This is a genomic window from Pseudoalteromonas sp. MB41, from assembly GCF_020966275.1.
GTDB lineage: Bacteria > Pseudomonadota > Gammaproteobacteria > Enterobacterales > Alteromonadaceae > Pseudoalteromonas > Pseudoalteromonas lipolytica.
The window spans coordinates 146769-169087 of the sequence record NZ_JAJJZF010000004.1 but is presented as its reverse complement, the minus strand read 5'-3'; the positions used below and the strand labels follow the sequence as shown (position 1 = coordinate 169087).

Annotated in this window: 23 protein-coding genes; 13 read left to right on the top strand and 10 right to left on the bottom strand. The window is 40.3% G+C overall.

Translation table 11 applies throughout. The annotated features are described in order from the left end of the window. The first annotated feature begins 43 nt into the window (after positions 1-43). The gene (locus tag LPA49_RS07195; RefSeq protein ID WP_118845051.1) at positions 44-271 is read left to right on the top strand and encodes a hypothetical protein; all 228 of its coding nucleotides are present in this window, start codon (positions 44-46) and stop codon (positions 269-271) included. Between the two features lie 97 nt (positions 272-368). Here LPA49_RS07195 and LPA49_RS07190 read toward each other — a convergent pair whose 3' ends face one another. After that, on the bottom strand, positions 369-2195 hold the full coding sequence (locus LPA49_RS07190; protein WP_230236178.1) for a tetratricopeptide repeat-containing diguanylate cyclase: 1827 nt from the start codon (positions 2193-2195) through the stop codon (positions 369-371). Positions 2196-2773: 578 nt separating this feature from the next. Here LPA49_RS07190 and LPA49_RS07185 point away from each other — a divergent pair. Next, entirely contained in the window at positions 2774-3598 is an 825-nt protein-coding gene (locus LPA49_RS07185) for a MipA/OmpV family protein (RefSeq protein ID WP_230236176.1), read from the top strand. A 252-nt stretch (positions 3599-3850) separates the two neighbouring features. Here the strand turns inward: LPA49_RS07185 and LPA49_RS07180 are convergent, their stop codons facing one another. From LPA49_RS07180 to LPA49_RS07170, 3 genes are all read right to left on the bottom strand, one after another. Continuing rightward, the gene (locus LPA49_RS07180) at positions 3851-5386 is read right to left on the bottom strand and encodes an EAL domain-containing protein (protein ID WP_230236174.1); all 1536 of its coding nucleotides are present in this window, start codon (positions 5384-5386) and stop codon (positions 3851-3853) included. A gap of 213 nt (positions 5387-5599) precedes the next feature. Further along, complete coding sequence (locus tag LPA49_RS07175) at positions 5600-6631, bottom strand: methionine synthase (protein WP_180311772.1); 1032 nt, start codon at positions 6629-6631, stop codon at positions 5600-5602. Between the two features lie 24 nt (positions 6632-6655). Further along, positions 6656-7630, bottom strand: coding sequence for a DUF1852 domain-containing protein (locus LPA49_RS07170; RefSeq protein WP_230236172.1), 975 nt, complete (start codon positions 7628-7630; stop codon positions 6656-6658). A gap of 389 nt (positions 7631-8019) precedes the next feature. On the opposite strand from LPA49_RS07170, the gene LPA49_RS07165 reads away from it, so the two are divergent. From LPA49_RS07165 to LPA49_RS07140, 6 genes are all read left to right on the top strand, one after another. Further along, positions 8020-8829, top strand: coding sequence for a sulfite exporter TauE/SafE family protein (locus LPA49_RS07165; protein ID WP_065979613.1), 810 nt, complete (start codon positions 8020-8022; stop codon positions 8827-8829). 218 nt (positions 8830-9047) lie between these two features. Beyond that, positions 9048-9278 carry a hypothetical protein gene (locus tag LPA49_RS07160; RefSeq protein WP_065979612.1) on the top strand — a complete coding sequence of 77 codons (231 nt, stop codon included), beginning with the start codon at positions 9048-9050 and terminating at the stop codon, positions 9276-9278. 14 nt (positions 9279-9292) lie between these two features. Beyond that, on the top strand, positions 9293-9697 hold the full coding sequence (locus tag LPA49_RS07155; protein ID WP_036972435.1) for a hypothetical protein: 405 nt from the start codon (positions 9293-9295) through the stop codon (positions 9695-9697). Positions 9698-10041: 344 nt separating this feature from the next. Next, positions 10042-11013 (top strand): calcium/sodium antiporter, encoded by a 972-nt coding sequence (locus LPA49_RS07150; protein WP_065979611.1) that lies wholly within the window; start codon positions 10042-10044, stop codon positions 11011-11013. 41 nt (positions 11014-11054) lie between these two features. After that, the gene (locus tag LPA49_RS07145; protein WP_074988513.1) at positions 11055-11900 is read left to right on the top strand and encodes a mechanosensitive ion channel family protein; all 846 of its coding nucleotides are present in this window, start codon (positions 11055-11057) and stop codon (positions 11898-11900) included. 189 nt (positions 11901-12089) lie between these two features. Continuing rightward, positions 12090-12890: an alpha/beta hydrolase gene (locus tag LPA49_RS07140; RefSeq protein WP_065979609.1), complete on the top strand. Its 801-nt coding sequence runs from the start codon at positions 12090-12092 to the stop codon at positions 12888-12890. Here LPA49_RS07140 and LPA49_RS07135 read toward each other — a convergent pair. Both LPA49_RS07135 and LPA49_RS07130 read right to left on the bottom strand, forming a co-directional pair. Continuing rightward, a complete protein-coding gene (locus tag LPA49_RS07135) occupies positions 12887-13222 on the bottom strand; it encodes a zinc ribbon domain-containing protein YjdM (protein WP_074988514.1) in 336 nt (111 codons plus the stop codon). The genes LPA49_RS07140 and LPA49_RS07135 overlap by 4 nt on opposite strands. A gap of 99 nt (positions 13223-13321) precedes the next feature. Continuing rightward, positions 13322-13891 carry a DUF3365 domain-containing protein gene (locus LPA49_RS07130; RefSeq protein WP_074988515.1) on the bottom strand — a complete coding sequence of 190 codons (570 nt, stop codon included), beginning with the start codon at positions 13889-13891 and terminating at the stop codon, positions 13322-13324. Between the two features lie 245 nt (positions 13892-14136). On the opposite strand from LPA49_RS07130, the gene LPA49_RS07125 reads away from it, so the two are divergent. Then, positions 14137-14601: a thioredoxin family protein gene (locus tag LPA49_RS07125; protein ID WP_036972428.1), complete on the top strand. Its 465-nt coding sequence runs from the start codon at positions 14137-14139 to the stop codon at positions 14599-14601. Here the strand turns inward: LPA49_RS07125 and LPA49_RS07120 are convergent. Further along, the gene (locus tag LPA49_RS07120) at positions 14576-17086 is read right to left on the bottom strand and encodes a bifunctional diguanylate cyclase/phosphodiesterase (protein WP_176714564.1); all 2511 of its coding nucleotides are present in this window, start codon (positions 17084-17086) and stop codon (positions 14576-14578) included. The genes LPA49_RS07125 and LPA49_RS07120 overlap by 26 nt on opposite strands. Before the next feature lie 174 nt (positions 17087-17260). Here LPA49_RS07120 and LPA49_RS07115 point away from each other — a divergent pair, with 174 nt between their 5' ends. Genes LPA49_RS07115 through LPA49_RS07105 form a run of 3 tightly spaced genes read left to right on the top strand, consistent with a single transcriptional unit; the run spans position 17261 to position 18773 of the window. After that, the gene (locus LPA49_RS07115; RefSeq protein WP_230236171.1) at positions 17261-17848 is read left to right on the top strand and encodes a DUF4202 domain-containing protein; all 588 of its coding nucleotides are present in this window, start codon (positions 17261-17263) and stop codon (positions 17846-17848) included. A gap of 21 nt (positions 17849-17869) precedes the next feature. Next, positions 17870-18385 (top strand): zf-TFIIB domain-containing protein, encoded by a 516-nt coding sequence (locus tag LPA49_RS07110; protein WP_230236169.1) that lies wholly within the window; start codon positions 17870-17872, stop codon positions 18383-18385. After that, a complete protein-coding gene (locus tag LPA49_RS07105) occupies positions 18378-18773 on the top strand; it encodes a DUF805 domain-containing protein (RefSeq protein WP_182396714.1) in 396 nt (131 codons plus the stop codon). The genes LPA49_RS07110 and LPA49_RS07105 overlap by 8 nt, the downstream gene beginning before the upstream one ends. 417 nt (positions 18774-19190) lie before the next feature. Here LPA49_RS07105 and LPA49_RS07100 read toward each other — a convergent pair whose 3' ends face one another. Further along, positions 19191-20189, bottom strand: coding sequence for an NADP-dependent oxidoreductase (locus LPA49_RS07100; protein WP_118845078.1), 999 nt, complete (start codon positions 20187-20189; stop codon positions 19191-19193). Between the two features lie 195 nt (positions 20190-20384). Between LPA49_RS07100 and LPA49_RS07095 the strand changes: the two genes are divergently transcribed. Continuing rightward, positions 20385-20810: a MarR family winged helix-turn-helix transcriptional regulator gene (locus LPA49_RS07095; protein WP_036972421.1), complete on the top strand. Its 426-nt coding sequence runs from the start codon at positions 20385-20387 to the stop codon at positions 20808-20810. Here LPA49_RS07095 and LPA49_RS07090 read toward each other — a convergent pair. After that, positions 20807-21187: a VOC family protein gene (locus LPA49_RS07090; protein WP_036972420.1), complete on the bottom strand. Its 381-nt coding sequence runs from the start codon at positions 21185-21187 to the stop codon at positions 20807-20809. The two genes, LPA49_RS07095 and LPA49_RS07090, sit on opposite strands and share 4 nt — an antisense overlap. 117 nt (positions 21188-21304) lie before the next feature. Continuing rightward, positions 21305-21655 carry a hypothetical protein gene (locus LPA49_RS07085; RefSeq protein WP_065979602.1) on the bottom strand — a complete coding sequence of 117 codons (351 nt, stop codon included), beginning with the start codon at positions 21653-21655 and terminating at the stop codon, positions 21305-21307. Positions 21656-22319 lie beyond the last annotated feature (664 nt).

The following is a 22319-nucleotide window of genomic DNA, read 5'->3' as shown; positions in this document are numbered from 1 at the left end:
CTAAAAAGGAGTTTGTAAAAAATGGAATGATAAAGTTCTGGAAATGATTGAAGCAACCAGCAGGCAAAGAAGAAATTTGCTTCTAACTTCTGTTGCTTTAATGTTCTCCAGACATGCAGGTGTGACCTTTGGTGATAATTTAAAACTCTTAGATGCAAATTGTACTTTTTTGCCTAAACTGGAATGCTTTCTTACAGGGCTGGAATTGCAGATCTTATTGAGTGGGGTTTTAGCAAATGTGTTTGTTGTAACTATTTTTGTATTTTTCTGATTGCGGGTTGTTTTTGCTATTAGCTTTTGACCGAAAAGCGTTTACTTTTCAAAAATAAACGCAGTGGTTAGTTGTTACCAAGAATGTTTAACTATGGCTAAACCACAACACGATTCCGGCCATTTTCCTTAGCTTTGTATAAGTTTAAATCTACACGTTTTGCTGCTTGCTCTGCAGTCTCCTGTTGGGATATTTCAATAACACCAATACTTACGGTCGCATTAACCCTCAAAGAAGTATGTTGTTTTTCTGCTATTGAATGCCTGATACGCCATGCAATCTCTTTTGCATTGTCGAGAGTTTGATTTTCAAGAACAATTAAAAACTCTTCGCCACCGACTCTTCCGACCATATCCGAACAGCGCACAGTACTTACAATCGTGTTTACAACTGAAATGATAAGCTCATCGCCAATATCATGGCCGTACTGATCATTTACAGCTTTAAAATGGTCTATATCAATTGAAATCAGTGAACTTACTTGAGAGTTATGTTGATTTTTTTGCATAACCTTACGCTTCAGGTTAATGATAGCTCTTCGGTTCGCTATGCCTGTTAGCTCATCTTTTAAAGCAAGTATTTCATAGTACTTTTTCTGACGAACTTGTTTGAAGGTATAAATTGCAAATAGGGATAAGCATACGCTGGCAATAATGAGTGTTAATCGTTGCCAAAAGGCTTTATCTTCAGCCACTGTTAGTAACTCTTTTTGCAGAGCTGAAGCTTGTTCTAGACGAGTTATTTCACGCTTTTGTTGTTCAAAGTTAAAGTTTAGACGTGCAGATATAAGGGCGTTATTGGCTATGTCTTTTTGCTTTTGTTTTACTATCGTTATCAGTTGTTGCTGAGCATTTATGTGTAACGAGGAGTCATTTGTGGCTTCAGCAACTAATGAAGCAAAGTTTAAATACCTTTCTTTAAAACTGACCGGCCATGAGTTTTGCTCAGTTTGTAACATATTAAATAAAGTCAGAGCTGCGTTTAGATTATTACTTTTTAAGTTCCATTGGGCTTGTGTCATAGTTAGCAGTGTTGTGATCCAGCTATCATTTATCTTTAGTTTATCAACAGCGGTTAAATATGACTTTGCAGCATTGAGCTGGTCTAGTTCGGTGTAAAGCTCGGCTAGTTTTATCAATACGTAAGCATAACCGTTATCGCTTTCGTAAGACCTTACATCTTTTTTAATTGACTGATACAACTCTATAGCTTTGGGGAAATTTCCGCTTTTTTCATGAGCAAAAGCGAGTTGATCGATTACTTTGTAATGTTCTTGTTTATTAAACTTTGCTAATTCGGTTGCAGAGCGTTGCAGTTGTTCAATTGCAAGATCAAAGTTGTAAAGAGCGATATGAATATCTGCTATTTCTTTTAGGGCAAGAGCTTGTTCATAGCTATTTCCTGATTTTTCAAATAGCTGATAGGCTTTTTGTGCTGCATAGAATGCATCCTCATAGTTGCCTAGAGCTAAGTAAATACGGTTGAGTACAGTGTTAGCGGTTGCAATGGCGTTTAGCTCTTCAGGGTTTTGCGTGTTTGCAGAGTTTTGAGTTATAGGGGTTAAAAGTGTTGCTGCGAATTGGTAATTGCCTTGGTTGTACTCTTGGAAAGCTTCACAGGCTGTAAGGTCTTGTTTTAATGTTTCACTACTTGAGCTATGGATTATTGGCTTCGCATTATTTAAAAAGGCATTGTAATGGAGTAGCCCAATAGATGTAGTAACATCCGAAAACCAACACTTAAACGCCATTACTCGCGCATCATCAAGCCCATTTTTATATGGCATTCCTTGTTCTAATTTTTCTAAAATAGCTCTCGACTCAGATAAAGAGGTATAGCCATAAAGAACCTTATCTATTTCATTTTTTACTTCATTGGCGGCCAAGCTGGAAGAAAAAAGAACAAAGCATAAAACCCTTAACATTTAAACTGTTACTCCATCAGAAACTACTAATCCATTATTAGAATTTAGTTATTATTTTTAATTGAGGTTAACACAAAAGTTGTTCAATAATAACAATTACAAGAAGCTTAAAACTCACTAAAAAATGACAGGTTTTTATTTTTTAACTCATTTTAGGCAAGACTTGTTGAGTTCACATGTTTATTTGTAAAGAGCACAAACCCTTTGGTTTTATCAGCAGATTTGAAAATTCTTTATTGCAAGGCTTGAATTGCAGTATTACTGAGAGGGTGTCAGAGATGTGTTTCTTATAACTATTTTGGGTTTTTCTCAAAGAGAAAAAACAGCATTTTCATAACCTCCCTAAACTATTTTTATATACCAACTAACTAACCTCTCTCAACGGGGTTATTTACTGATCTAGTTAAAAAATTCATTCGTATTTTTATGCGGATAGATGATCTTAAGAATGTAAGAGTCTCTATTGCTACACTTATACGATGCAATAGCATTCGCATACTGCCGTTGTTGGTCGATCTCTCTACAAGAATAGGATCTGCCATGCAGACCCCACAATAAATTTTGAGAGGATGAAATAGATGAAAAAGTTTTTACCAATTTTTCTTTCTTGTATTTATGGGTTGGCAACCCCTTCAGTACTGGCTTTAGAGGATAGAGAAGCACTGTTTCCTTTACCTTCATTAGATGATTTCACTAAAGGGAAAGACGGCTGGAGCTTTGGGCTTGGTGCAGGCGTTGAATATGAAACGGCTTACGAAGGTTCAGACGAATTTGGGTTTGAATTACAGCCTGCGGGAGCGGTGCAATGGCGTAAGGGCGATAATATATTTTATTTTGCTGGAGAAGCATTTGGTTGGCGTGGTCTTCGAAACAATGATTGGTTGTTAGAGGCATCGGTAGGTTTTGATGAGGGGCGAGAAGAAAGCGATTCAGATGATGGCCGATTAGATGGGTTAGGTGATCAAGAAGAAGGGTTTGAACTGGTGTTTCAGGCTCGTCGTTCTTTCACACCTGATTGGCGTTACTGGCTAGTAAGCCGTGTTGTGGCAAGTGAAGATGGAAATTTAGGTTTGTTTGGGGTGGGCAGACGCTTTGGAACCCACACGGATGGGTCGGGTTCTGAAGTTAATCTAGTGGCTGTTTTTCATGATAGTGACTATGCCAACAAAGGGTTTGGTATAGACGAAATGCAATCTGCGGCATCAGGCTTAGAAACGACCTCTTTGAGTGGGGGATTACGCTCGTTTGGCGTTGATTACAGTTACCGACATAATATGAATGATAATTGGCAGATTTACGCGGAAGCTCTTTTTGAGTACTTCAGCAGTGATGTAAGGAAAAGCCCCATCGCGCGTAGTAATTATGAAAGTGAAATAGGCGTCGGTTTCATTTATATTTTCTAACTTTAATGCTCTTTGACAGACTGCTCAATGCGTTGGGCAGGCTTAAATTACCGTGGCTAAATTACGGTATTTTATATTTTTGCTACTTTATAAGCTCTATTGATTTTGAAGTGTCTGCAGCATTTTCAACCTTAATGCCTAAATGTCGTGTTGCTATGAGGGGTTAGAACATTGAGTAAGTTACTGAATATTGTTATTACGCTTATTCTATGGTCAATGTAATGTGTTTTGTTCTTCCTATTGGTGTTAATTTTAATTGTCTACAGGTTTTAGCGCGGGTATCTCGTTGGCGAGTAAATCGCTGATAGGCACTAACACTATGTGGTAAACACATTGTTCAGACGTATTTTGATCCGGCACCATTAAAGCGCGAATGTAGAGTACGTCTTGGCAATCACTCTTTTGGTTTTTTACAAATGTTTGCACCAAATGCCCTCCTCGGCAGGCTGATTTTATGTTTTGAAAATCATCAGAGGCAATTATTTCGCTAATTTGGTCTGTTTGAATATCAATCTCAATATGGGCGTGTTTATTGATTCGTGTTAGCGCTCCTTGCTCATTAACAATGATAAAAGGGGCGGGGAACTGGTTTGTTGAATCGAAGTGCTTTTTATTGGGGAGGCGCGAATGAAACCCTTCAAACGCATGCACCATCATAACGTAGTTACCTTCTTGTGAAACGCGGGGGATTTGAATACAAAAGACTTTTTTGTGCCGACCATTTGGGTAAAAATCCCATTCAGAACTTATTTCGGCTTCTCCTGAAACAAAGCGTCGATAATAGCTTTTTAGCCGTGTTTTAACTGAGTAACTCATTAAGTTGAATGTTTTTGCTTGTAAGTTTTTGAGGCTCTCTACTCCCCAAAATTTAACCCCAGAACGATTTGCCCAAATGACTTTATTGGTGTTGAAATCCCATAGCCAAGAAGGATGTGGGCGAAGCTCTAGTAAACGAAGCTCTTTTTCACTGAGTAACAATGTGGCGTTATCACATTTTGCGCTGTATTGACTGTGAGTATAATTAGTAATCCACTCTTTAAGAGCGTGCTCCTCAACCCCTTTGTCAAATAAAAAGCCCTGACCAATTTTGGCGCCTGCTTCAATAAGAATGCCTCGTGCCATGCAGGTTTCTATGCCTTCGATTACACAACGCAGCTCTAAATCACTGCACAGTTGAAGAATAGCATTCATGCCTGCCATGCTTGCTTTGTCATTAATAAGCTGCGAGGTTAAGGAGTAGTCAATTTTTACTTCGCTAAACACATTTAACCGAATCGTTTCGAGTGTCGAAAAGCCCGTCCAGAAATCATCAATAGCAAGTTGAATACCCAATTGACTGAGTTGTCTTAGGTTTGCCACGCTTTGGTTGCTGAAAATGCCTGCGGTTTCGGTGACTTCGAGTACAATCGAATCTGCATTTATCTGGTATTGATTGATTAAATGACCGATTTGTTTGGCGAAGCCTTCAATGGTGAGGTCATTAGCTGACATATTTAATGAATAGTGAATAGCCGTTTTCGTATTATCAAGGGGCTGAATGGTCTGCAGCATTCGCTCAAACAGTGTGAGTGTTAATAAATAACATTGTTCATTTATTTCAAGTAGATCAATAAAATGAAATGGTGCGATGACACCATATTTAGGATGGTTCCAGCGTGCCAGAAATTCAAACCCGACCAGTTCGTATGTGTCGAGGTTGACTTGTGGCTGTGCGACTAAAAAGAACTCGTTGTTTTTGATGGCCATCAAAATATCGTCAATTTTAAAGCGCGGTATATTCGACAGCATCAAGGTTCCTTATTTTTTATTGGGTTGTGTTTATTGCCGTTACAGTATTGGTGAATGTAGTTATGTTAGCCAGTCGGAAAGGGTGATTAAACATTCAGAAATTGCTTAAAATTAAGGAATTACGATTTTTTGAATAGCGTGAAGTAAAAAAGCAGGTGTCGTGTAGCACGCTACCTGCTTGTTTATCTGTAATGTCGTTGTTTTTCGTGAGGATTAATTAGCTAGCAGCTCTTTTCGTACAAGCTCTGTCCCTGCGCTGAGGGCTTTTAATTTGTCATTTGCGATATCTCGGGGCAATGGGGCCATGCCGCAGTTGGTGCAAGGGTAGAGCTTATCGGCATCAACATATTTGAGTGCTTCACGCAGTGTTGCGGCAACCTCTTCTGGGGTTTCTATTTCATTGCGTGCGACATCAATAGCGCCTACCATCACTTTTTTCCCACGGATCAGCTCAAGTAATTCAATTGGTATACGCGAGTTATGACATTCGAGTGAAATTATATCGATATTCGATTTTTGTAGCTTAGGAAATATTTCCTCGTATTGGCGCCACTCGTTGCCCAATGTTTGTTTCCAATCGGTATTGGCTTTAATGCCGTAACCGTAACAAATATGAACGGCGGTTTCGCATTGCAGCCCTTCGATTGCTCTTTCAAGGCAGGCAATTCCCCAGTCGTTAACGTCGTCAAAAAACACATTAAAAGCGGGCTCATCAAATTGAATTATATCGACACCTGCAGCTTCAAGCTCTTTGGCCTCTTGATTAAGAATTTTAGCAAATTCCCAGGCGAGCTTTTCGCGGCTGTGATAATGGTCATCGTACAGGGTGTCGATCATGGTCATCGGACCCGGCAACGCCCATTTGATTGGCTGCTTGGTTTGTGCGCGTAAAAATTTGGCATCGTCAACAAACACCGGTTTGGTACGTGATACAGGTCCAACAACACACGGCACACTGGCATCGTAACGGTCACGTATTTTAACGGTTTTACGGTTTTCGAAGTCAACCCCTGTTAAGTGTTCAATAAAGGTGGTGACAAAGTGCTGGCGGGTTTGTTCGCCATCACTCACAATATCAACACCTGCTAACTGTTGTTCATGTAACGAAACACGCAGAGCATCATGCTTGCCATCGCTAAGTTCACTTCCTTGTAATTTCCAGGGTGACCAAAGCGTTTCTGGCTGTGCCAACCAAGACGGTTTTGGCAAGCTGCCAGCGGTTGAAGTAGGTAATAATTTTTTCATAATAATCGCTTAGTTATCTTGTTATTAGGCCAGATTGCTAGACCATTGCTCAAGCACTGTTTTATAGGGCTTTATAAAGTATTGTTCGGCAAACTTGCCTTGTGCAACAGCTAACTGACTGCGCTCTTCACGGTCATAAATAATCTGTGTTAATGAATGATCTTGGTTCTTTAAGTTTGGTTTATAACGGCTCCCTGCGACTGCATTGGCGTTATAAATTTCTGGCCTGTAGATCTTTTGAAAGGTCTCCATGGTGCTAATGGTGCTAATTAGCTCAAGGTTAGTGTAATCGTTAAGCAAATCACCAAAAAAATAGAATGCCAGAGGAGCCACACTGTTAGGAGGCATAAAGTAACGCACTTGTAAGCCCATTTTTTTGAAGTATTGTTCGGTTAATGATGTTTCATTTGGCTGATACTCTCCCCCTAAAATTGGATGCTGGTTTTCAGTGCGGTGATAGGTTTTGTTGTCAGATACGCTTAAGCAAATAACCGGTGGTTTTTTAAAGTGGCTTTTATAAGTATCAGAGCTTACAAAGTGTTGAAACAGCTTGCCGTGCAAGTCGCCAAAGTTATCGGGGATGCTAAATTGGCTTTTACTTTTATTATGATCAAGCAGCAACACACTAAAGTCATAGTCGCGAACATAAGATGAGAAGTTGTTACCCACAATGCCTTCGATTCGTTCATCGGTCTGGTGATCAATAATATTCGTTTTTAACACTTCAATAGAGGGAAAAACGTCGCCACTGTTCGCAATATCGATATCAACAGAAATAATTTCCAGTTCAACAGAGTAGCGAGTGCCTTGTGGGTTATCCCAATTTGCTAAGGCATTAAAACGATTATTAATCATTTTTAAAGCATTGCGTAGGTTCTGTTTACGGCTTTCGCCTCTTGCTAAGTTTGCAAAGTTGGTAGTGATACGCGTGCTGTTTGATGGATGGTAGTTTTCATCCAAGCAAATGCGCTTAATAGTAAATGTAAAATCATTTTTCATGGCTGTAGGTATCCAATGTTTAATCCGAAAACGTGACTGCTGTTTAATTATTTATCGCTGTGTTAGTCATAACAGGCTACTCAATTAGCTTTAGTAACCTTTGCAGCGTTAATAAATTTATACGTGCTCTGGAGCATGAAGAAAAACGTTTTTATTTCAGGTAAAACATGAATGCGATTCATACATTAAAGGGACGTACTCTTGTGGTGTGTATTTAATATGGGTGCAAAGTACTTAAACATACTTTGAAAGTCTAGATGGCTAAATGGGTGAGGCTATGATGTGGTTTTTTCATGTGAAACGTGAGTAATATTCAATACTTAACGCCGCAACTATTGTTCCTTTAATTGATATACTCGAAATCTAAACGAATAACAGAGATAAAGGGAATGAGTGAATTAATCGTGTTGGTGCTTTACTGCGCTTTACTTGGCAGTGGCGTTGGGTTTTTAGCCGGTTTATTAGGGATTGGTGGCGGTTTAGTGATTGTGCCAATACTCAGCATTATATTACTGCACTTTAATGTCTTACCCGCAGAGCAGGTCGTGGTAGTGGCTATTGCAACCTCATTGGCATCCATACTTTTTACTTCAACGTCGTCAGCAATAGCGCATCATAAAAATGGTAATGTGCCATGGGAAATTGCGCCTTGGGTGATGGTTGGTGTGGCACTTGGTGCGCTCATCAGTGGGTTTATTGCGGCGTTATTACCAGAAAATGTGGTGAGGTTAGTATTCGCTATTTGCGTTGTGCTCATTGCGCTTAAAATGATTTTTGGGGGCAGGGGAGATACATCCACTGCGCGCCAATTACCTAATAAAGGCCTGCTTACATTTTTAACCACAATCACCGGTGGCTTATCGGCCATGATAGGTATTGGGGGCGGTGCGGTGCTTGTGCCATTATTAACGTTTTTTTCAGTCGATATGAAAAAAGCCATTGGCTGTGCATCGGCTTGTGGCATTGTTATTGCGCTCTTTGGTTCGGTAGGTTACATCAGTGCGGGTAGTCAGTACTTTGCATTGCAAGACGGTTTTGCAGGGTTTGTTTATTTACCGGCTCTGTTGGGTATTGTTTGTACGTCTTGGTTTACTGCGCCTTGGGGGGCCTTAGCAACGCAGACATGGCCAGTGTCATTGATCAAAAAAATATTTGCCACTTTGCTTATTATAATGACCGTTAATATGCTGACTCGCTAGCATATTTTTAATGCTTGAATGTAAGGCACCTGTTGGGCAGCTATGTCTTGCATTCAAGTTTTTTGGGCTAGCGTAATCTAGCAATTTGCATTTTATCGTGGGATGCTATGTTTACGTTTAACACCTGAATTTTATGTGCGTTCGCAATTTCCTACTAAACTTGCAAGGGCAGAATTGATAGAGCGCGCAGCGATGCAGGGAAATGAAAAAGCACGTATATGTTTGTCGATGAACAAGTGGGCGTAAACAGTGCGGCTAAAGCCTATGCGATTAATCGTTTGCTTATGGAAATGACGCAAAATAATGATTTATATAATCGCTATGCTTGGTTTGAGCAAAAGCACTCCCCACGCTTGTCACAGAATGAGCTTGCAGATGCTAATACCTTGTTTGAGCAGTGGTTAGCAGAGATAAATAAAAATGGCTCGCTTTATCCGAGTGAGTTTTAAGGAGGAAATTTACGATGATAAAACCAGATTACGCAAATTATACATTGGCAGAACTGATTGATTGCCAACATCATATAGACGCACACGCATGGCCTGAACGTGTTAAAGAAATCGATCACTATCTTGGTCTGTATGCTGCAAAATCGCCTGAACATGAACGGGAATACAAGCAGGCAGTCTTTAACGCATTTTGCGATACCTTACGTCGCGATCTTGCGATAAACATCGATGATAACATTTTGTGGTTTTTAAGGTTTTTTTCTAAGCGTGCAAAAGCGCTAACTCCAAGTACATTTGCTGATGAAGTGTGTCCACTTTGCCATGCAAGTCTTCATGCTCGAACTTGGGCTGGTGGTTGGGAATTGCACTGTAAAGCATGTGATGTGGCGGGTATTGTCGTCGAACGTTACTCTGTTTAAGAAGTCGAATCGTGGTAAAAAAAACAAGTAAAAAAGGTGTAGATTTTACTTTGTACTTGTGACTTTTGGTTATATAGTCTACGCCTAACCTTAGGGGAGTAGTCGCTTAGTTACTAAGATGAACGTCAACAGTCTCCGAACATTCGTTCGTGGCGTTCATGTCCGTAGTATGGATTGACAAGACTTAAGGCATCTACTGTGTTCCGGGCGGGCATAGTGCATGCCTTATTGTATTCCGCCCTAAGGGGTCTGCTCGTGTTTATTACTTTTCTAGCGTGTCGTCTGGGTGACTACGCAATGTTCAAGTCGGTCATTTTGTTACCACTGATGCGCCGGGAGTTCATATGATTACTTTTGTCCTCGCTATTTTATGCGGTTTTGCATTGCTGATTTGGAGTGCCGATCGATTTGTTGATGGTGCCGCTGTCAGTGCTAAATATGCGGGTATGCCAACTCTTTTAATTGGCATGATCGTTGTTGGCTTTGGCACGTCTGCGCCAGAAATGTTGGTGTCAGCTATGGCAGCGGCAGACGGCAGCCCCGAGCTTGCATTAGGGAATGCCGTTGGGTCAAATATCGTAAATATAGGGCTGATCTTGGGCCTTACAGCTATTATCTCGCCGATTGTCGTTCATTCAACGATTGTTAAAAAAGAGCTGCCACTATTACTGCTTGTTAGTATTTTGCTTGCTGTGTTGATATGGGACAACAGCCTAACGCGTTTTGATGCCATTGTATTATTACTTGGGTTTCTAGCCTTTATTGGCTGGAGTATTTTTGCTGCGCTAAAAAGCAAAAACGATACCTTACAAAACGATGTTGAGCAGGAACTGAGTGCCCAACCTATGTCGCTTAAGGCGGCTATTACTTGGTTAGTCATCGGGCTTATTGTACTCATTTCCAGCTCTCGTTTACTTGTGTGGGGGGCGGTAAATATTGCTGAACTTATGGGAATAAGCGATTTAATTATTGGCTTAACTATTGTGGCACTGGGTACGTCGTTACCTGAACTTGCCGCCTCAGTTGTCGCAGCGCGAAAAGGTGAACACGATATTGCCATTGGTAACGTGATTGGCTCTAACATGTTTAATATTTTAGCGGTGACAGGCATTGCTGGTGTTATTGCGCCTGCCGTTAATCTTTCAAGTGATTTATTAATGCGTGATTGGTTAGCGATGTTCTCTTTAACGCTATGTTTATTAGTGTTTGCTTATGGTTATCGCAGGACTGGCAGAATAAACAGAGTTGAAGGGGTTGGGCTACTGCTTGTGTACTGTGCCTATAATACGTGGTTACTGTTTTCAGTAAGCAATTAAGTTAACGAATTGAAATATAAATATATTATACAGGACATAGTATGAAACAAACGGTTAGCGATTTTTGGCTTAATCACTCACAGACTATTATTGCGCTGGGCTACAAATTGGTGTTGGCGATTGTAATTTTGATTGCCAGTGCGCTTATCGCCAAGTCTGTGAAAAAGGCGATTAAAAACTCTCATTCAAAACTGAATAAAGTAGACGACACACTCTTGCCTATTTTGTCATCGGTTACAGGCTATACGGTATATGTGATTGGTGGTGTGTTTATTTTAGATATTTTTGGCGTAAATACCGCAAGTTTGATTGCGTTAGTGGGGGCCGCAGGCCTCGCGATTGGTTTAGCGCTTAAAGATACTTTAAGTAATATTGCTGCTGGCATGATGTTACTTATTTTAAGGCCCTTTAAAGTGGGTGACTTTGTTGAAATAGGTTCAATGCAAGGAACAGTTTCTGAAGTTAATTTGTTCACCACTATTTTTCAAACCATCGATGGCTTATATATCGCATCACCGAACGGGATTGTGTGGGGCAACAATATTAAAAACTTTACTCGAAATGGTAAACGCCGCATGGATATTGTTGTGGGTATTTCGTATGCCGATTCGATTGATGAAGGGTTCGATGTTTTAAAACGTATTGCTGCCAGTGAACCTCGCTTACTTTTAGAGCCTGCACCTCACGTTATGGTATCGGCTATGGCCGAAAGTGCAGTTAATATACAGCTTAGAGCGTGGGCTAAAAATGACGATTATTGGCAAACGTATTGGGATTTAAATAAGCGCGTTAAAGAGTCAATCGAAGACGCAGGCTTAACGATTCCATTTCCGCAGCGTACCTTACACATACCCGAACGGCTTGTTACAAAAAGCGAGTCTGTGTGAAATAAAAGCCACAACTGTGGCTTTTATTGTTTAACCACCGTGGGTGGTAACAATGCATTATGGTAAAGATAAACAAACGCTCACTCAGGACCCAATTGCCAATGATGTTTTACAGTTTAACAACGACAAACGTCGACATCAGCACACATAAGCTGTCGTTTCGATGGGTTAATAAATGGTATGAACGGCATGAATACACAGTTTAAAAATAAACCACCCGTTGTCCTTATTCATGGTATGTGGAGCACCGCGGTGGCTATGCAAGACGTGGCGGCAGTATTTACGCAACAGGGCTTTGAAGTTCATGCATTAACGTTGCCAATGCATTTTGACAAATCAAGTTATACAACGGCAGATAAACAGACATTAGCGAAGCTGCGCTTACAAGATTATGTTGCGTTTATTATGGCAGAAATAGCCAAGCTTGATAGGCCTGCCATTATAGTTGGTCATTCGATGGGTGGGTTACTGGCTCAATTGGTCGCAGCAAGGACGCATGTTGCCAAGCTTATTTTACTTTCATCAGCCGCACCGGGGGGGATCAATGCATGGAGTTGGTCTGTTATTCGCACATTTGGACGTAATTTATTTTTATTTCCGCTATGGCGGCGGGTAACACACATCACGCTTGCGCAGATTCGTTATGGTATTGCGAATACGCAACCTGATTCGGTTCAGCAGCTAATATATCAGCATGCGACTTATGAGTCGGGGCGGGCTACATTTCAAATGGGGGTAAGTGGCTTTTTTCCAACGGGTTATTCACGCGTTAATAGTGCATCAATTCGCTGCCCAATACTTATCATTGCGGGCAATAAAGACAGGGTGACCCCCATCAAAGCACAGCGAGCAATGGCAAAAAAATATGCCCGAAATAAGGCTCAGTTTATTGAGCTTGAAGGTGTTTGTCACTGGACTGTGGGCGGCGAGCATGTTGAAGTTGTCCGCAGCGCCATGTTGTCATGGCTGGCTGAGGACGCGCAAGCTTAAGCTTTCTTTACAAATTTTGCAGTGACCATCATTTCGCCGATACCGTCTACTTTACAGTCGAGCTCGTGGTCTTTTTTATCGAGCACTCGGCGAATAACAGCTTTGGTGCCAATTTTAATGACTTGTGAGCTGCCTTTGATTTTTAAATCTTTAGCAACTGTCACTTTGTCGCCATCTACCAATAAAGTGCCGTTGGCATCTTTTACTGTGATCACGTCATCGCTATTTACAGCCGTTGGATTCCATTCATGCCCACATTCAGGGCATATGAGGTTATTTTGATCTGGGTATACGTATTCCGATTGACACTTTGGGCAAGGAGGGGTCGACATAAACTACACCTAGGTTAATTTTATTTGCGCTTATATTAATGGCTAATGGTGCACTATGCGAGCCTAAGTTACTTACAAATACACCATCATGGCATTGTATTAGGGGGTTTCCAGTGTTTTGCTCACAGAAAAAATGCCTCTTAAATCGCCTAGTTTATACCCAGTTGCTAAGTCGTTAGGGTAATGATTATTGAGCGCTTGTTTTACCTCTGGTGATATTTTTTCACCGTGACAGGCTAAACACACCGGGGCAACTTTTATGGCTTTGGCAAAGCGAAACTGACCATCGCGGGTGGTTGAAAATGTGACATTCTCGATGCTTTCGCTGTTTCGTAGCATGTCCAGAAGTTCGGCTATTTTCTCGGCCTCCCAACCATCGGGTTTATTGTTCGGGTTTCGGTTTTTGCTGCTTTTACGAGCGACTTTCCAGCCATTGATTGACAAACTTTCAGCGATAGCGGGCGCCTTCATTTGGCACACATCAATCCCTGCAACAAGCCCACCTTGCTGTATTGCCTCACCAAGTTCAGATTTGAGTGTGTTTGCAAATAATGCAATGCGCTCAACGGCTTCGCTCTCCAAACTCGCGATATTTGGCGGTGTTGTTTGTGCATAGCTCATTGAACTGAAAAGTACTAAAAGACCGCTGACTCTTTTTGCTGTGACCATGGTGATTCTCATTATATTAGTTATAACTAATATAATAGGGTAGATTTTAAGATTTTGCGAATAGCGTGTGGTCATAGGTCGAATTGAAAGCAGGGATGTTGATTTAACCCTATTAATGCACATGTTTTTATTCATCGTAGAGGTTTATTTTAGAGCGTTTAGTGTTGTTTTGAACGCACCTAAAACTGGTGTAAATAAGCGCAATTAGTTATTGTGGGACTTTAATAGCGTAGAGAATAATAATTATGAAATATGTATTGAGTGCCTTTGTGGTGCTTTTGTCAACGACGCTGTTTGCCGCTGAAGCGCCCTATGCTGGCGATATAACGGTTGCAGACTTACTTAAAAACTACGCTGAATTTAGCGAAGAATATGAAGACTATTCGCCAAGCGAAAATGACCTAAACACAATAAAAGCACTGCAAGGCAAGCAAGCTTTAGTTTTTTTAGGCACGTGGTGCCATGATTCAAAACGCGAAGTACCGCGCTTTTTAAAATTGCTTGATATGGCTAAAGTGCAACTTGGTTCATTGCGTTTAGTTGCGGTTGGCTACGACAAGCTCGACCCTAACGGCCTCGCAAAGAAGCATGACTTACGTTACACCCCTACCATCATTATCAGTGATGATGGCACAGAACTTACCCGAATGATTGAAAAGCCTCAGCAAAGTATTGCCCGCGATCTTACGGGGCAGGATCAAATTCAATAAACTTTTCGATTGGTAATGGCATTGAAATTAAATACCCTTGAATGTAATCAATGCCTTTATCACTGACCAGTTGCCATTGTTCTGAGCTTTCGACCCCCTCGGCAGTGATGGTTAAGTTTAAATGATGCGCCAAGTCACTCATGGTTTGTAAAAAAAGACCGTCACGCGGGTTTTCGACGCAATTACAAATAAACGCGCGGTCTATTTTCACGTTATCAAGGGGGAATTGCTGTATGGACGCAAGCGATGAATAACCCGTTCCAAAGTCATCAAGCGATAAATCAAAGCCCGCTGTTTTTAGTTTGTGCATTAAGCTAATGGCATATTGTGTGTTTTGAAAAAGAGCAGACTCAGTGATCTCAAGGTTTATTTCTTGATCTGCCGGGAACAAGGTCATTTTTTCTTGGCTTAAACGTTTTACGAGATGCGCATCTGAAAACTGTTTACGAGACAGGTTTATCGACATTCTTATATGAATGTTATTTTCCACTAATCGGTGACAGTCTTCAGCGACTTTGGCAATGATCCACCGCGATAATAAGTTGATCAACGCAGACTGCTCTGCAATGGCGATAAATTCGTTTGGTGACACATAGCCCCTAACAGGATGCTGCCACCTAACTAATGCCTCGCATGCAACCAACGCCCCTGTTTTGGTATTAAGAATGGGTTGGTAAACCATACTCAATTGCTTACCGGTAGAGAGGGCGTGACGCAAATCACTTTCTAAGTCGCTCTTTGCTATCAGCTTATCTTTTAGAGACTGGCTGTAAATAGTGAATGTTTTTTCTAAGCTATGGCACTCATTCATTGCAATAAGTGCCGTATTAATTTGCTCTCTTGCATCGAGACTTTGTAAATGAGGATAACCCACACCAATATAAAAATGATAAAAGTGGGCCGTGCCTGCGGTTTCAATTAAACCAGCAACTTGGTGTTGAAGTTTATCAACAAAGGTTGCAAGCTTTTCATCAAAAATAGCTTCTTTTAACAGCAGTAGAAAACACCCGGGTTTAATATGGGCGCAAAATGCGTGGTAGTGCTCTGCAAACTCTATTAAACGATTGGCAATGATTATTTGTAATTCGTTTATGAAATTATGACCATAGATATCTTCGAGTTGTCGAAAGCCTTTTATTTCAACGCATAACAAGGTAAGTCCTGAGTTATATTGATTTTGAGGACATAAGCTGGTGATGTATTTTTCAGTGTAATGGCGATTAGCCAGTCCGGTCATTGGATCAAAATTAGCCTGCCGATAGAGTTCATGTTGCTGGTGTTTTTCGTCACTGACGTCTTCGACAGTCCCCACTAAAGTGTTGGTTTTAAAGTTCCACTCTGCAAGTTCGTGAAACCAGCGCTTTTCGCCATTAATTTTTATGGTGTACTCAAGCTCTATAGGCGTATTTGGGCGTGAATTGATAAAATTTAAAAAGGCATTTTTATAAAAACTGTCGATGCTGTTACAGATAGCGTTGATCGTTTGTTCTGCCGAATCTGAGTTAAAAAGCACTTTGGCTTGGGCTGATAAATGACGCGTTCCCGTATCGGGTGATAAGTGCCAGCTCCCCACACCACTCAATGATTGTGCTTGTTTGAGTGCTAACGCTTGTTCTGAAAGTTCGACTGTTTGCTTTTGTACTAATTCTTCTAAATTATGCTCGTGCTCGCGAAGACGCGCCGTGATAAAAAACAAATAACAGCTGATAGATGACAACAGCAGTGAGAACAGCAGTAAAACAGCAATTTCGGTGTGACTACGCAATATAAATTGGTCTTTAATGCCGACTACCCATTGCTGATTTTTTATCATGATCGGCTGAGTTAGCCATTCACTTTCATCAAACGTCTGATTAGCGAGTAAAGGCCGGTAATTGGTGTCTTGTTTTTGCCAGACTTCAAAACGATGAGATGCAGAGGCAAGTTTAGGTTTAATATTGCTTATAAATTCAGGAAAGCGCAGCACAGCAATACTAAAGCCCCAAAGGGTGTCTTGTTTAAAAATAGGTAGGCGTGCGACTAACCCTTGTCCACCTTGTGAGAGCTCTTTAGGCCCATCAAGTTGCATTTGTTTGGTTTGTATCGTTTTTTGCAAAGAATCTTGGATGGTTTTGTTTTTGAATAAGTCTGCATTGATGACACTTTCATGGCTTAGTAATGGATAGCTGTAGGCAATAATTCCGTTTGGCGCCAACTGGATCGTTTGGCTGCCATCGCTGTGATTAAGGATTTGTTTGGCGAGTGTTTCGAACTGCTCTTGTGTGTATGAATAGTCACGCATTGCTGCGCGCACTAAATAAGGGCCTTGAAGGGCATTGAGAATGGCCTTTTCAACATCGCTACTGTAACTATTCAAAATCGTTTTTTGTTCCAGCTCATGCATTTCTTGCCTATCAAAATACACCTTGAATGCAATCGTTGAAAATAAGCCGAAACTAATGATAAAGGAAAGTAACGATTGAGAGATTTTATTTTTCTTCAGCAAGGGCATCCCTAAACTCTTAGGCAATTAAAGTATGAAATTACTTACTGAAAAATACTAGTTTAGGGTTGCTTTATTGTCTAGCAAAGCTCAATAATTACTCATCAATTTCAACAAAATAGCAAAATGTAACAGACCAGATTACAATAACTTGCAAATACTTAAGAAAGAACTCCTATGTACCAAGCTGTAATAAAAGCAATAGATAATGCAAATAATGCTGATCCAAATAGTGTGAAGTTCGAGGGGCAGTCATATGCAAAAGAATTCCTGTATGCGATGCGTATGACAGACATGCTAACGCGTTTTAAACCTGACGCTGATGAGTTAATGCACATTGCTGCACGAGGTCAGCATATTGAACGTTGGCGCTCACCTCGCAGTGATTTCCCTTTAGGTAAGCAGGGTTATTATCAGTGGCGAGGCGCGTTATACGATTTTCATGCTGAGCGAGTGACTGCGCTAATGAAAACTGCGGGCTATTCAATAGCTGATTGTGAGCGTGTGTATGCTGCGGTTGCTAAAAAGAATATTAAACATAACCCTGACAGCCAGCTGATAGAAGATATTGCAAGTTTGGTATTTATTGAGCATTACATGCTTGATTTTGCAATGAGTAAACCTGATTACGACGAGGCGAAATGGCTGGGGATCATTCGTAAAACATGGCAAAAAATGTCGAGTGAAGCACATGAGTTTGTTTTAGGTGGGCAAATCGCATTGCCAGAACCATTAAAACCGCTTATTTTAAAAGCGCTTAACTAATATTAAAAACAAGGATGTTTTATGGATTGTCCACGCACAAATACACCCCTTAATGAGGTGAGTATTGGCGATACTAAGGTGTATTTTTCATCAACGGGTGGCGTGTTTTTTGATAATCGGCAAATATTTCACTTCAGCGATCCCAATTTAAAAACAGCACAGGTGTTGGTCGCACACTTACAAACATTACCGACAGAATGCATTGATCTTACCAAGCGGATTAATTGCCCTAAGTGCCCTGATATCGTGATGATGCGGCGTTTTTTTACCCCGCTTAAAGTAGTTGAGTTAGATGAGTGCCCCAACTGTGCCGCGATTTGGCTTGATAATGGTGAACTTGAAAAAATTCATGAAAATCACCTAACCCCAAAAGAACGTGAACTATTCCGTCTCGATATGGCAAACAACCATGGCTTTATTCAAGTTAAGATCCCAAAAAGGCGTTATTCTGTTGATGCTGAAAAACCAGAATCTAAGGCAAGCTCACCATTAGAAAAACTGGCACAGCTGGCATACTTATCGCTTTTGAATGGCTGATAACCTATATAAAGCCCCTGAGGCTGAGCTAACTCGCAAAGCGATGTACCTCTCGAAACCTCGAGATTTAGCTATTTGTGATGTACTGTTTTCTTTTCAAGGGCGTTTAAATCGTAAACAGTTCTGGTTTGTACATGGGTTTTATCTATTGACTCAGACCATTGCTGTCATTGATGTGTTTTTATTTATTGGTGTCTTTATTTTATTTCAATGGCCACTCATGGCGTCCCAGACTAAACGTTGGCATGATATTGGAAAATCAGGCTGGAACTGCTTACTTTGGTTTGTCCCCTTGGTTGGTTTAATGATGACATTTATTGAAGCAGGGCTAAGTAAGGGACACTTGATTAGGAATCAATACGGTGGTTCGCTCTACCGTGCTGATTAAGTAATTTAGTGGGTTGAATTTATGTATTTTTAAATAAACTGTTCAATAACGCAAAAAACGAAACTGTGCGAGCCATTGCTAATACCATTGTGCAATAATACTTAATCATTGTGAGTGATTAAACCAGTCGCTACCTGCGTTAAACATGTCTGATTTACGACTGCATGGATGCAGGTAGAGCAATGCAGGAGCAATTGCCGAGCACAACTAAATAACGACATTTTTGCTTTGTTATCAACGCGGTTTTATTGCCTAAAAATAGACCACTTAATTAAGCACAGTGGTATAAAACATCGTTATGCTGTGTTTTTGTTTCATATGTGTTTCTGGTTTCGACGATGGTATTTTTTAAATTTTTTCACTATTAAAAAGCCTGTGTCAGCGAAGACACAGGCTGTTTATTACACGTTTAGCGTGTTATAGCTTAACCAGCATTTTGCCCTTATTCTTACCTTCGAATAAACCAAGAAAAGCATTTACGGCATTTTCTATGCCTTCGTATACTGTTTCTTCAGACTTAACTTTACCTTCACTGAGCCATGCGCCCATTTGCTCGATAAATTCAGGGAATTGGTCAAAATAATCAATAACAATAAAGCCCTGTACGGTTAACTTTTTAGAGTTAATGAAGAATAAGTTATTTGGCCCAGGTTGCGCCGTGTCGTTGTTGTAACCTGAGATCATGCCACAAACAGGAATGCGGCCGTAATCGTTCATCACATTTAATGCTGCTTCAAGGTGGTCGCCACCGACATTTTCAAAGTAAACATCAATCCCTTGTGGAGCGGCTTGCTGAAGTGCTTGAGTAAGGTTTTCAACGGTTTTGTAGTTGATTACAGCATCAACCCCTAAGTCTTTTACCATGCGTGCTTTTTCATCTGAACCCACCGAGGCGATAACTTTACAGCCTTTTAGCTTAGCAATTTGGCACACAACACTGCCGACTGCGCCAGATGCAGCAGATACAAACACAGTGTCTGTTTCTTTTAGAGTGATAACTTTTGTAAGGCCTGCCCATGCAGTTAAACCTGTCATACCCATGGTGCTTAAAAATAATTGATCAGGCAGTGGTACATCAGGTAATAAGGTTAAGTCGCTGCCATCGCTAATGTGTGCAGTGCGCCAGCCACTAAGGTGAGTTACTTTACTGCCAACAGGAAATTGATTGTTACGTGATTCAATTACTTCGCCAATGGCACCGCCATCCATAACGTCGTTTAATTTAAAGGGTTCGATGTAAGATTCACGATCTATCATACGTGGGCGCATGTAAGGGTCGACTGACATCCAGGTGTTTTTAATTAAGACTTCACCGTCTTGTAGTTCAGGCAATGTTATTTCTACTTGCTTGAAGTTATTGTGGGTCGGCATGCCTGTAGGGCGTGATACTAAATGAATCTGTTGACTTGTAGCCATAAAAACCTCGTATTTTTTAATCTAGCAATGCTAGTGAAATAACAAACTAAGATTCACGCAAAACATTTGTGCGCAAACTATTTGTGATCAATTTAATGATCTTTTAGGCAAATGGCAAGTGTTATTCGAAAATAATTTGCGCGCAAAGTAAATTAACGTAATAATAGCCGCAGTAATTATCTTTAAGGCACTGCAATGACTCAAAACTTATCAGACAATGTGTGTTTTACGCTTTACAGTGCGACTAATGCGCTAATAAGAGCGTTTCGCCCTTTACTCGAAGCGTATGACTTAACCTATCCGCAATACATCGTGATGCATTCTTTGTGGTACAGAAATCAAGTAAGCTTAAAAGAGCTTTCTTTTGATACGCATTTAGACTCTGGCACACTGACCCCTATTGTGAAACGGTTAGAAGCAAAAGGCTTGTTAACTCGCCAAGTCTCTAGTGAAGATGAACGCAAAAAAGTGATCTCGTTAACAGAGCAGGGCATACAGCTTAAAACAGACGCGGAAGAATTAACGGCTAAGTTAATGGCACGCTCTAATATGAGCTTAGATCGCCTTGAGGAACTTCGCGTGCTGACACTAGAGCTGCATACCGAGCTGACAAAAAGTTAAATCTCAATGAGGCACACCAATGTACCTTCAATAGCCCTTACATAGGCATAATGTTGGGCGTCTTTTTTTGTCGGTGGGCATAAAGGTTCAGCACCTGCAAGTACGGCTTTATCGTAGCTTTGTGCTAGGTTTTCACAACTAAATCTTAATTCAAATCCCAATGCGGGTTGCTTCGGGTGTGCGCGAATGTAGCCTTGCTTAAAATAAGATTGCGCGTGTGGGTGAGTGGCAAACGCTAATTTCACCGTGCCCGTTACGAGCTCACCGTATTCTGCATCGTCACTTATATGATTGGTATTAAAACCAAATGCTTGATAATAAAAGTCGAGTACTTCTTCTACGTTATCGACGTAAATAACCTGACTTATAAACTCCATTCATTGTGCTCTTGTTTTTATTCGTCCTATAAATAAAGCACAGTTTTTGCTGTTTTGCAGGGATAAAAAAACCTTCACAATGCGTACAAGGTTTTTTATAGTTGTTAGAGTTCTTGCCTAGCTCTTCTGTCTTATGAATTTGGTATTTATATCACTTAAATTATTACACAATGAAAATGGTGCTGAAATATCGATAGTAAATGATTGCAATATGACTTGGTCATCAATTATTGCACGAATAATAACCGTGGATTGCCCAATATCTGAATCAGAAGGCATCCACGTTATTTCATTTCGGTTAATTACCATGCCACTAGGTGCTTTAACAAGGGTATATTCAACGCCTCCAACATAATTAACAGTAATGGAATATGAAAATATCTCTTCAATCATAACTTGGGTGGAAGGGGTTGAGGTAAATTCATAATCACTAACAGGAATGTCTAGATCAACATCTGATTTATTCAAACGGCTTAGCTTACCATCAAACCAGGTTAAAACACTGTCGCCTATTTCCTGTAAAACTACTATTCGCGAATCACTTGGAACAGAGCCTATATCATTCCCATCTTGATCTTGAGATAACTCAATATAAGAGCCCTGAGTTTGACCGAAATATCCACTGCCATAAGCCTAGTATGATGCATCGTTGTGCTAAATATTTAACCAGCTACCGGTGCTTCTTGTACCGATAACTGCATATTTATCACCTGCATTTATGTTGCCAACAAGTTCAGATGATGATGTTGCCAGAGCTCTTAAATTGACTCTTTTTATATGCTCAGAAATTAAAAATTATGAAAAAGCATGAGGAGAAAAATATACATAGATAAATAAACGTCCTTGTAAGTTGAATAAATTAAGCTGTTTTTTATTTGCAATGTTATTTGAGTTGTTTAATAGCTAATTTTTGTTTTTTCTTTTTGTAGTTATATTTTGTTTGTTTTTATTTTAATGTAGTGATTTATTATTCTTTCTGTTTTTTAATATTTATTTTGTTTGATACATTATTGAATTGATGTAATGTTTGTTTTAATAAAGGGGGAATTTTAATGATAAGGAATAGTTATGGAAATTAGGCCTAGTAGTTTTGTATCTTGTTTTTTTGGTTGGTTTGCTGCTTTTTAGCTCT

What these genes read in the sequence shown, in the direction of transcription:
- LPA49_RS07180 (WP_230236174.1), bottom strand. Translation starts at nt 5,386, where the DNA reads ATGCTGTCGAATATACCGCGCTTTAAAATTGACGATATTTTGATGGCC.
- LPA49_RS07110 (WP_230236169.1), top strand. Translation starts at nt 17,870, where the DNA reads ATGGATTGTCCACGCACAAATACACCCCTTAATGAGGTGAGTATTGGC.
- LPA49_RS07165 (WP_065979613.1), top strand. Translation starts at nt 8,020, where the DNA reads ATGAGTGAATTAATCGTGTTGGTGCTTTACTGCGCTTTACTTGGCAGT.
- LPA49_RS07155 (WP_036972435.1), top strand. Translation starts at nt 9,293, where the DNA reads ATGATAAAACCAGATTACGCAAATTATACATTGGCAGAACTGATTGAT.
- LPA49_RS07115 (WP_230236171.1), top strand. Translation starts at nt 17,261, where the DNA reads ATGTACCAAGCTGTAATAAAAGCAATAGATAATGCAAATAATGCTGAT.
- LPA49_RS07100 (WP_118845078.1), bottom strand. Translation starts at nt 20,189, where the DNA reads ATGGCTACAAGTCAACAGATTCATTTAGTATCACGCCCTACAGGCATG.
- LPA49_RS07195 (WP_118845051.1), top strand. Translation starts at nt 44, where the DNA reads ATGATTGAAGCAACCAGCAGGCAAAGAAGAAATTTGCTTCTAACTTCT.
- LPA49_RS07090 (WP_036972420.1), bottom strand. Translation starts at nt 21,187, where the DNA reads ATGGAGTTTATAAGTCAGGTTATTTACGTCGATAACGTAGAAGAAGTA.
- LPA49_RS07185 (WP_230236176.1), top strand. Translation starts at nt 2,774, where the DNA reads ATGAAAAAGTTTTTACCAATTTTTCTTTCTTGTATTTATGGGTTGGCA.
- LPA49_RS07135 (WP_074988514.1), bottom strand. Translation starts at nt 13,222, where the DNA reads ATGTCGACCCCTCCTTGCCCAAAGTGTCAATCGGAATACGTATACCCA.
- LPA49_RS07105 (WP_182396714.1), top strand. Translation starts at nt 18,378, where the DNA reads ATGGCTGATAACCTATATAAAGCCCCTGAGGCTGAGCTAACTCGCAAA.
- LPA49_RS07095 (WP_036972421.1), top strand. Translation starts at nt 20,385, where the DNA reads ATGACTCAAAACTTATCAGACAATGTGTGTTTTACGCTTTACAGTGCG.
- LPA49_RS07170 (WP_230236172.1), bottom strand. Translation starts at nt 7,630, where the DNA reads ATGAAAAATGATTTTACATTTACTATTAAGCGCATTTGCTTGGATGAA.
- LPA49_RS07140 (WP_065979609.1), top strand. Translation starts at nt 12,090, where the DNA reads ATGAATACACAGTTTAAAAATAAACCACCCGTTGTCCTTATTCATGGT.
- LPA49_RS07160 (WP_065979612.1), top strand. Translation starts at nt 9,048, where the DNA reads ATGTTTGTCGATGAACAAGTGGGCGTAAACAGTGCGGCTAAAGCCTAT.
- LPA49_RS07130 (WP_074988515.1), bottom strand. Translation starts at nt 13,891, where the DNA reads ATGGTCACAGCAAAAAGAGTCAGCGGTCTTTTAGTACTTTTCAGTTCA.
- LPA49_RS07175 (WP_180311772.1), bottom strand. Translation starts at nt 6,631, where the DNA reads ATGAAAAAATTATTACCTACTTCAACCGCTGGCAGCTTGCCAAAACCG.
- LPA49_RS07150 (WP_065979611.1), top strand. Translation starts at nt 10,042, where the DNA reads ATGATTACTTTTGTCCTCGCTATTTTATGCGGTTTTGCATTGCTGATT.
- LPA49_RS07125 (WP_036972428.1), top strand. Translation starts at nt 14,137, where the DNA reads ATGAAATATGTATTGAGTGCCTTTGTGGTGCTTTTGTCAACGACGCTG.
- LPA49_RS07145 (WP_074988513.1), top strand. Translation starts at nt 11,055, where the DNA reads ATGAAACAAACGGTTAGCGATTTTTGGCTTAATCACTCACAGACTATT.
- LPA49_RS07190 (WP_230236178.1), bottom strand. Translation starts at nt 2,195, where the DNA reads ATGTTAAGGGTTTTATGCTTTGTTCTTTTTTCTTCCAGCTTGGCCGCC.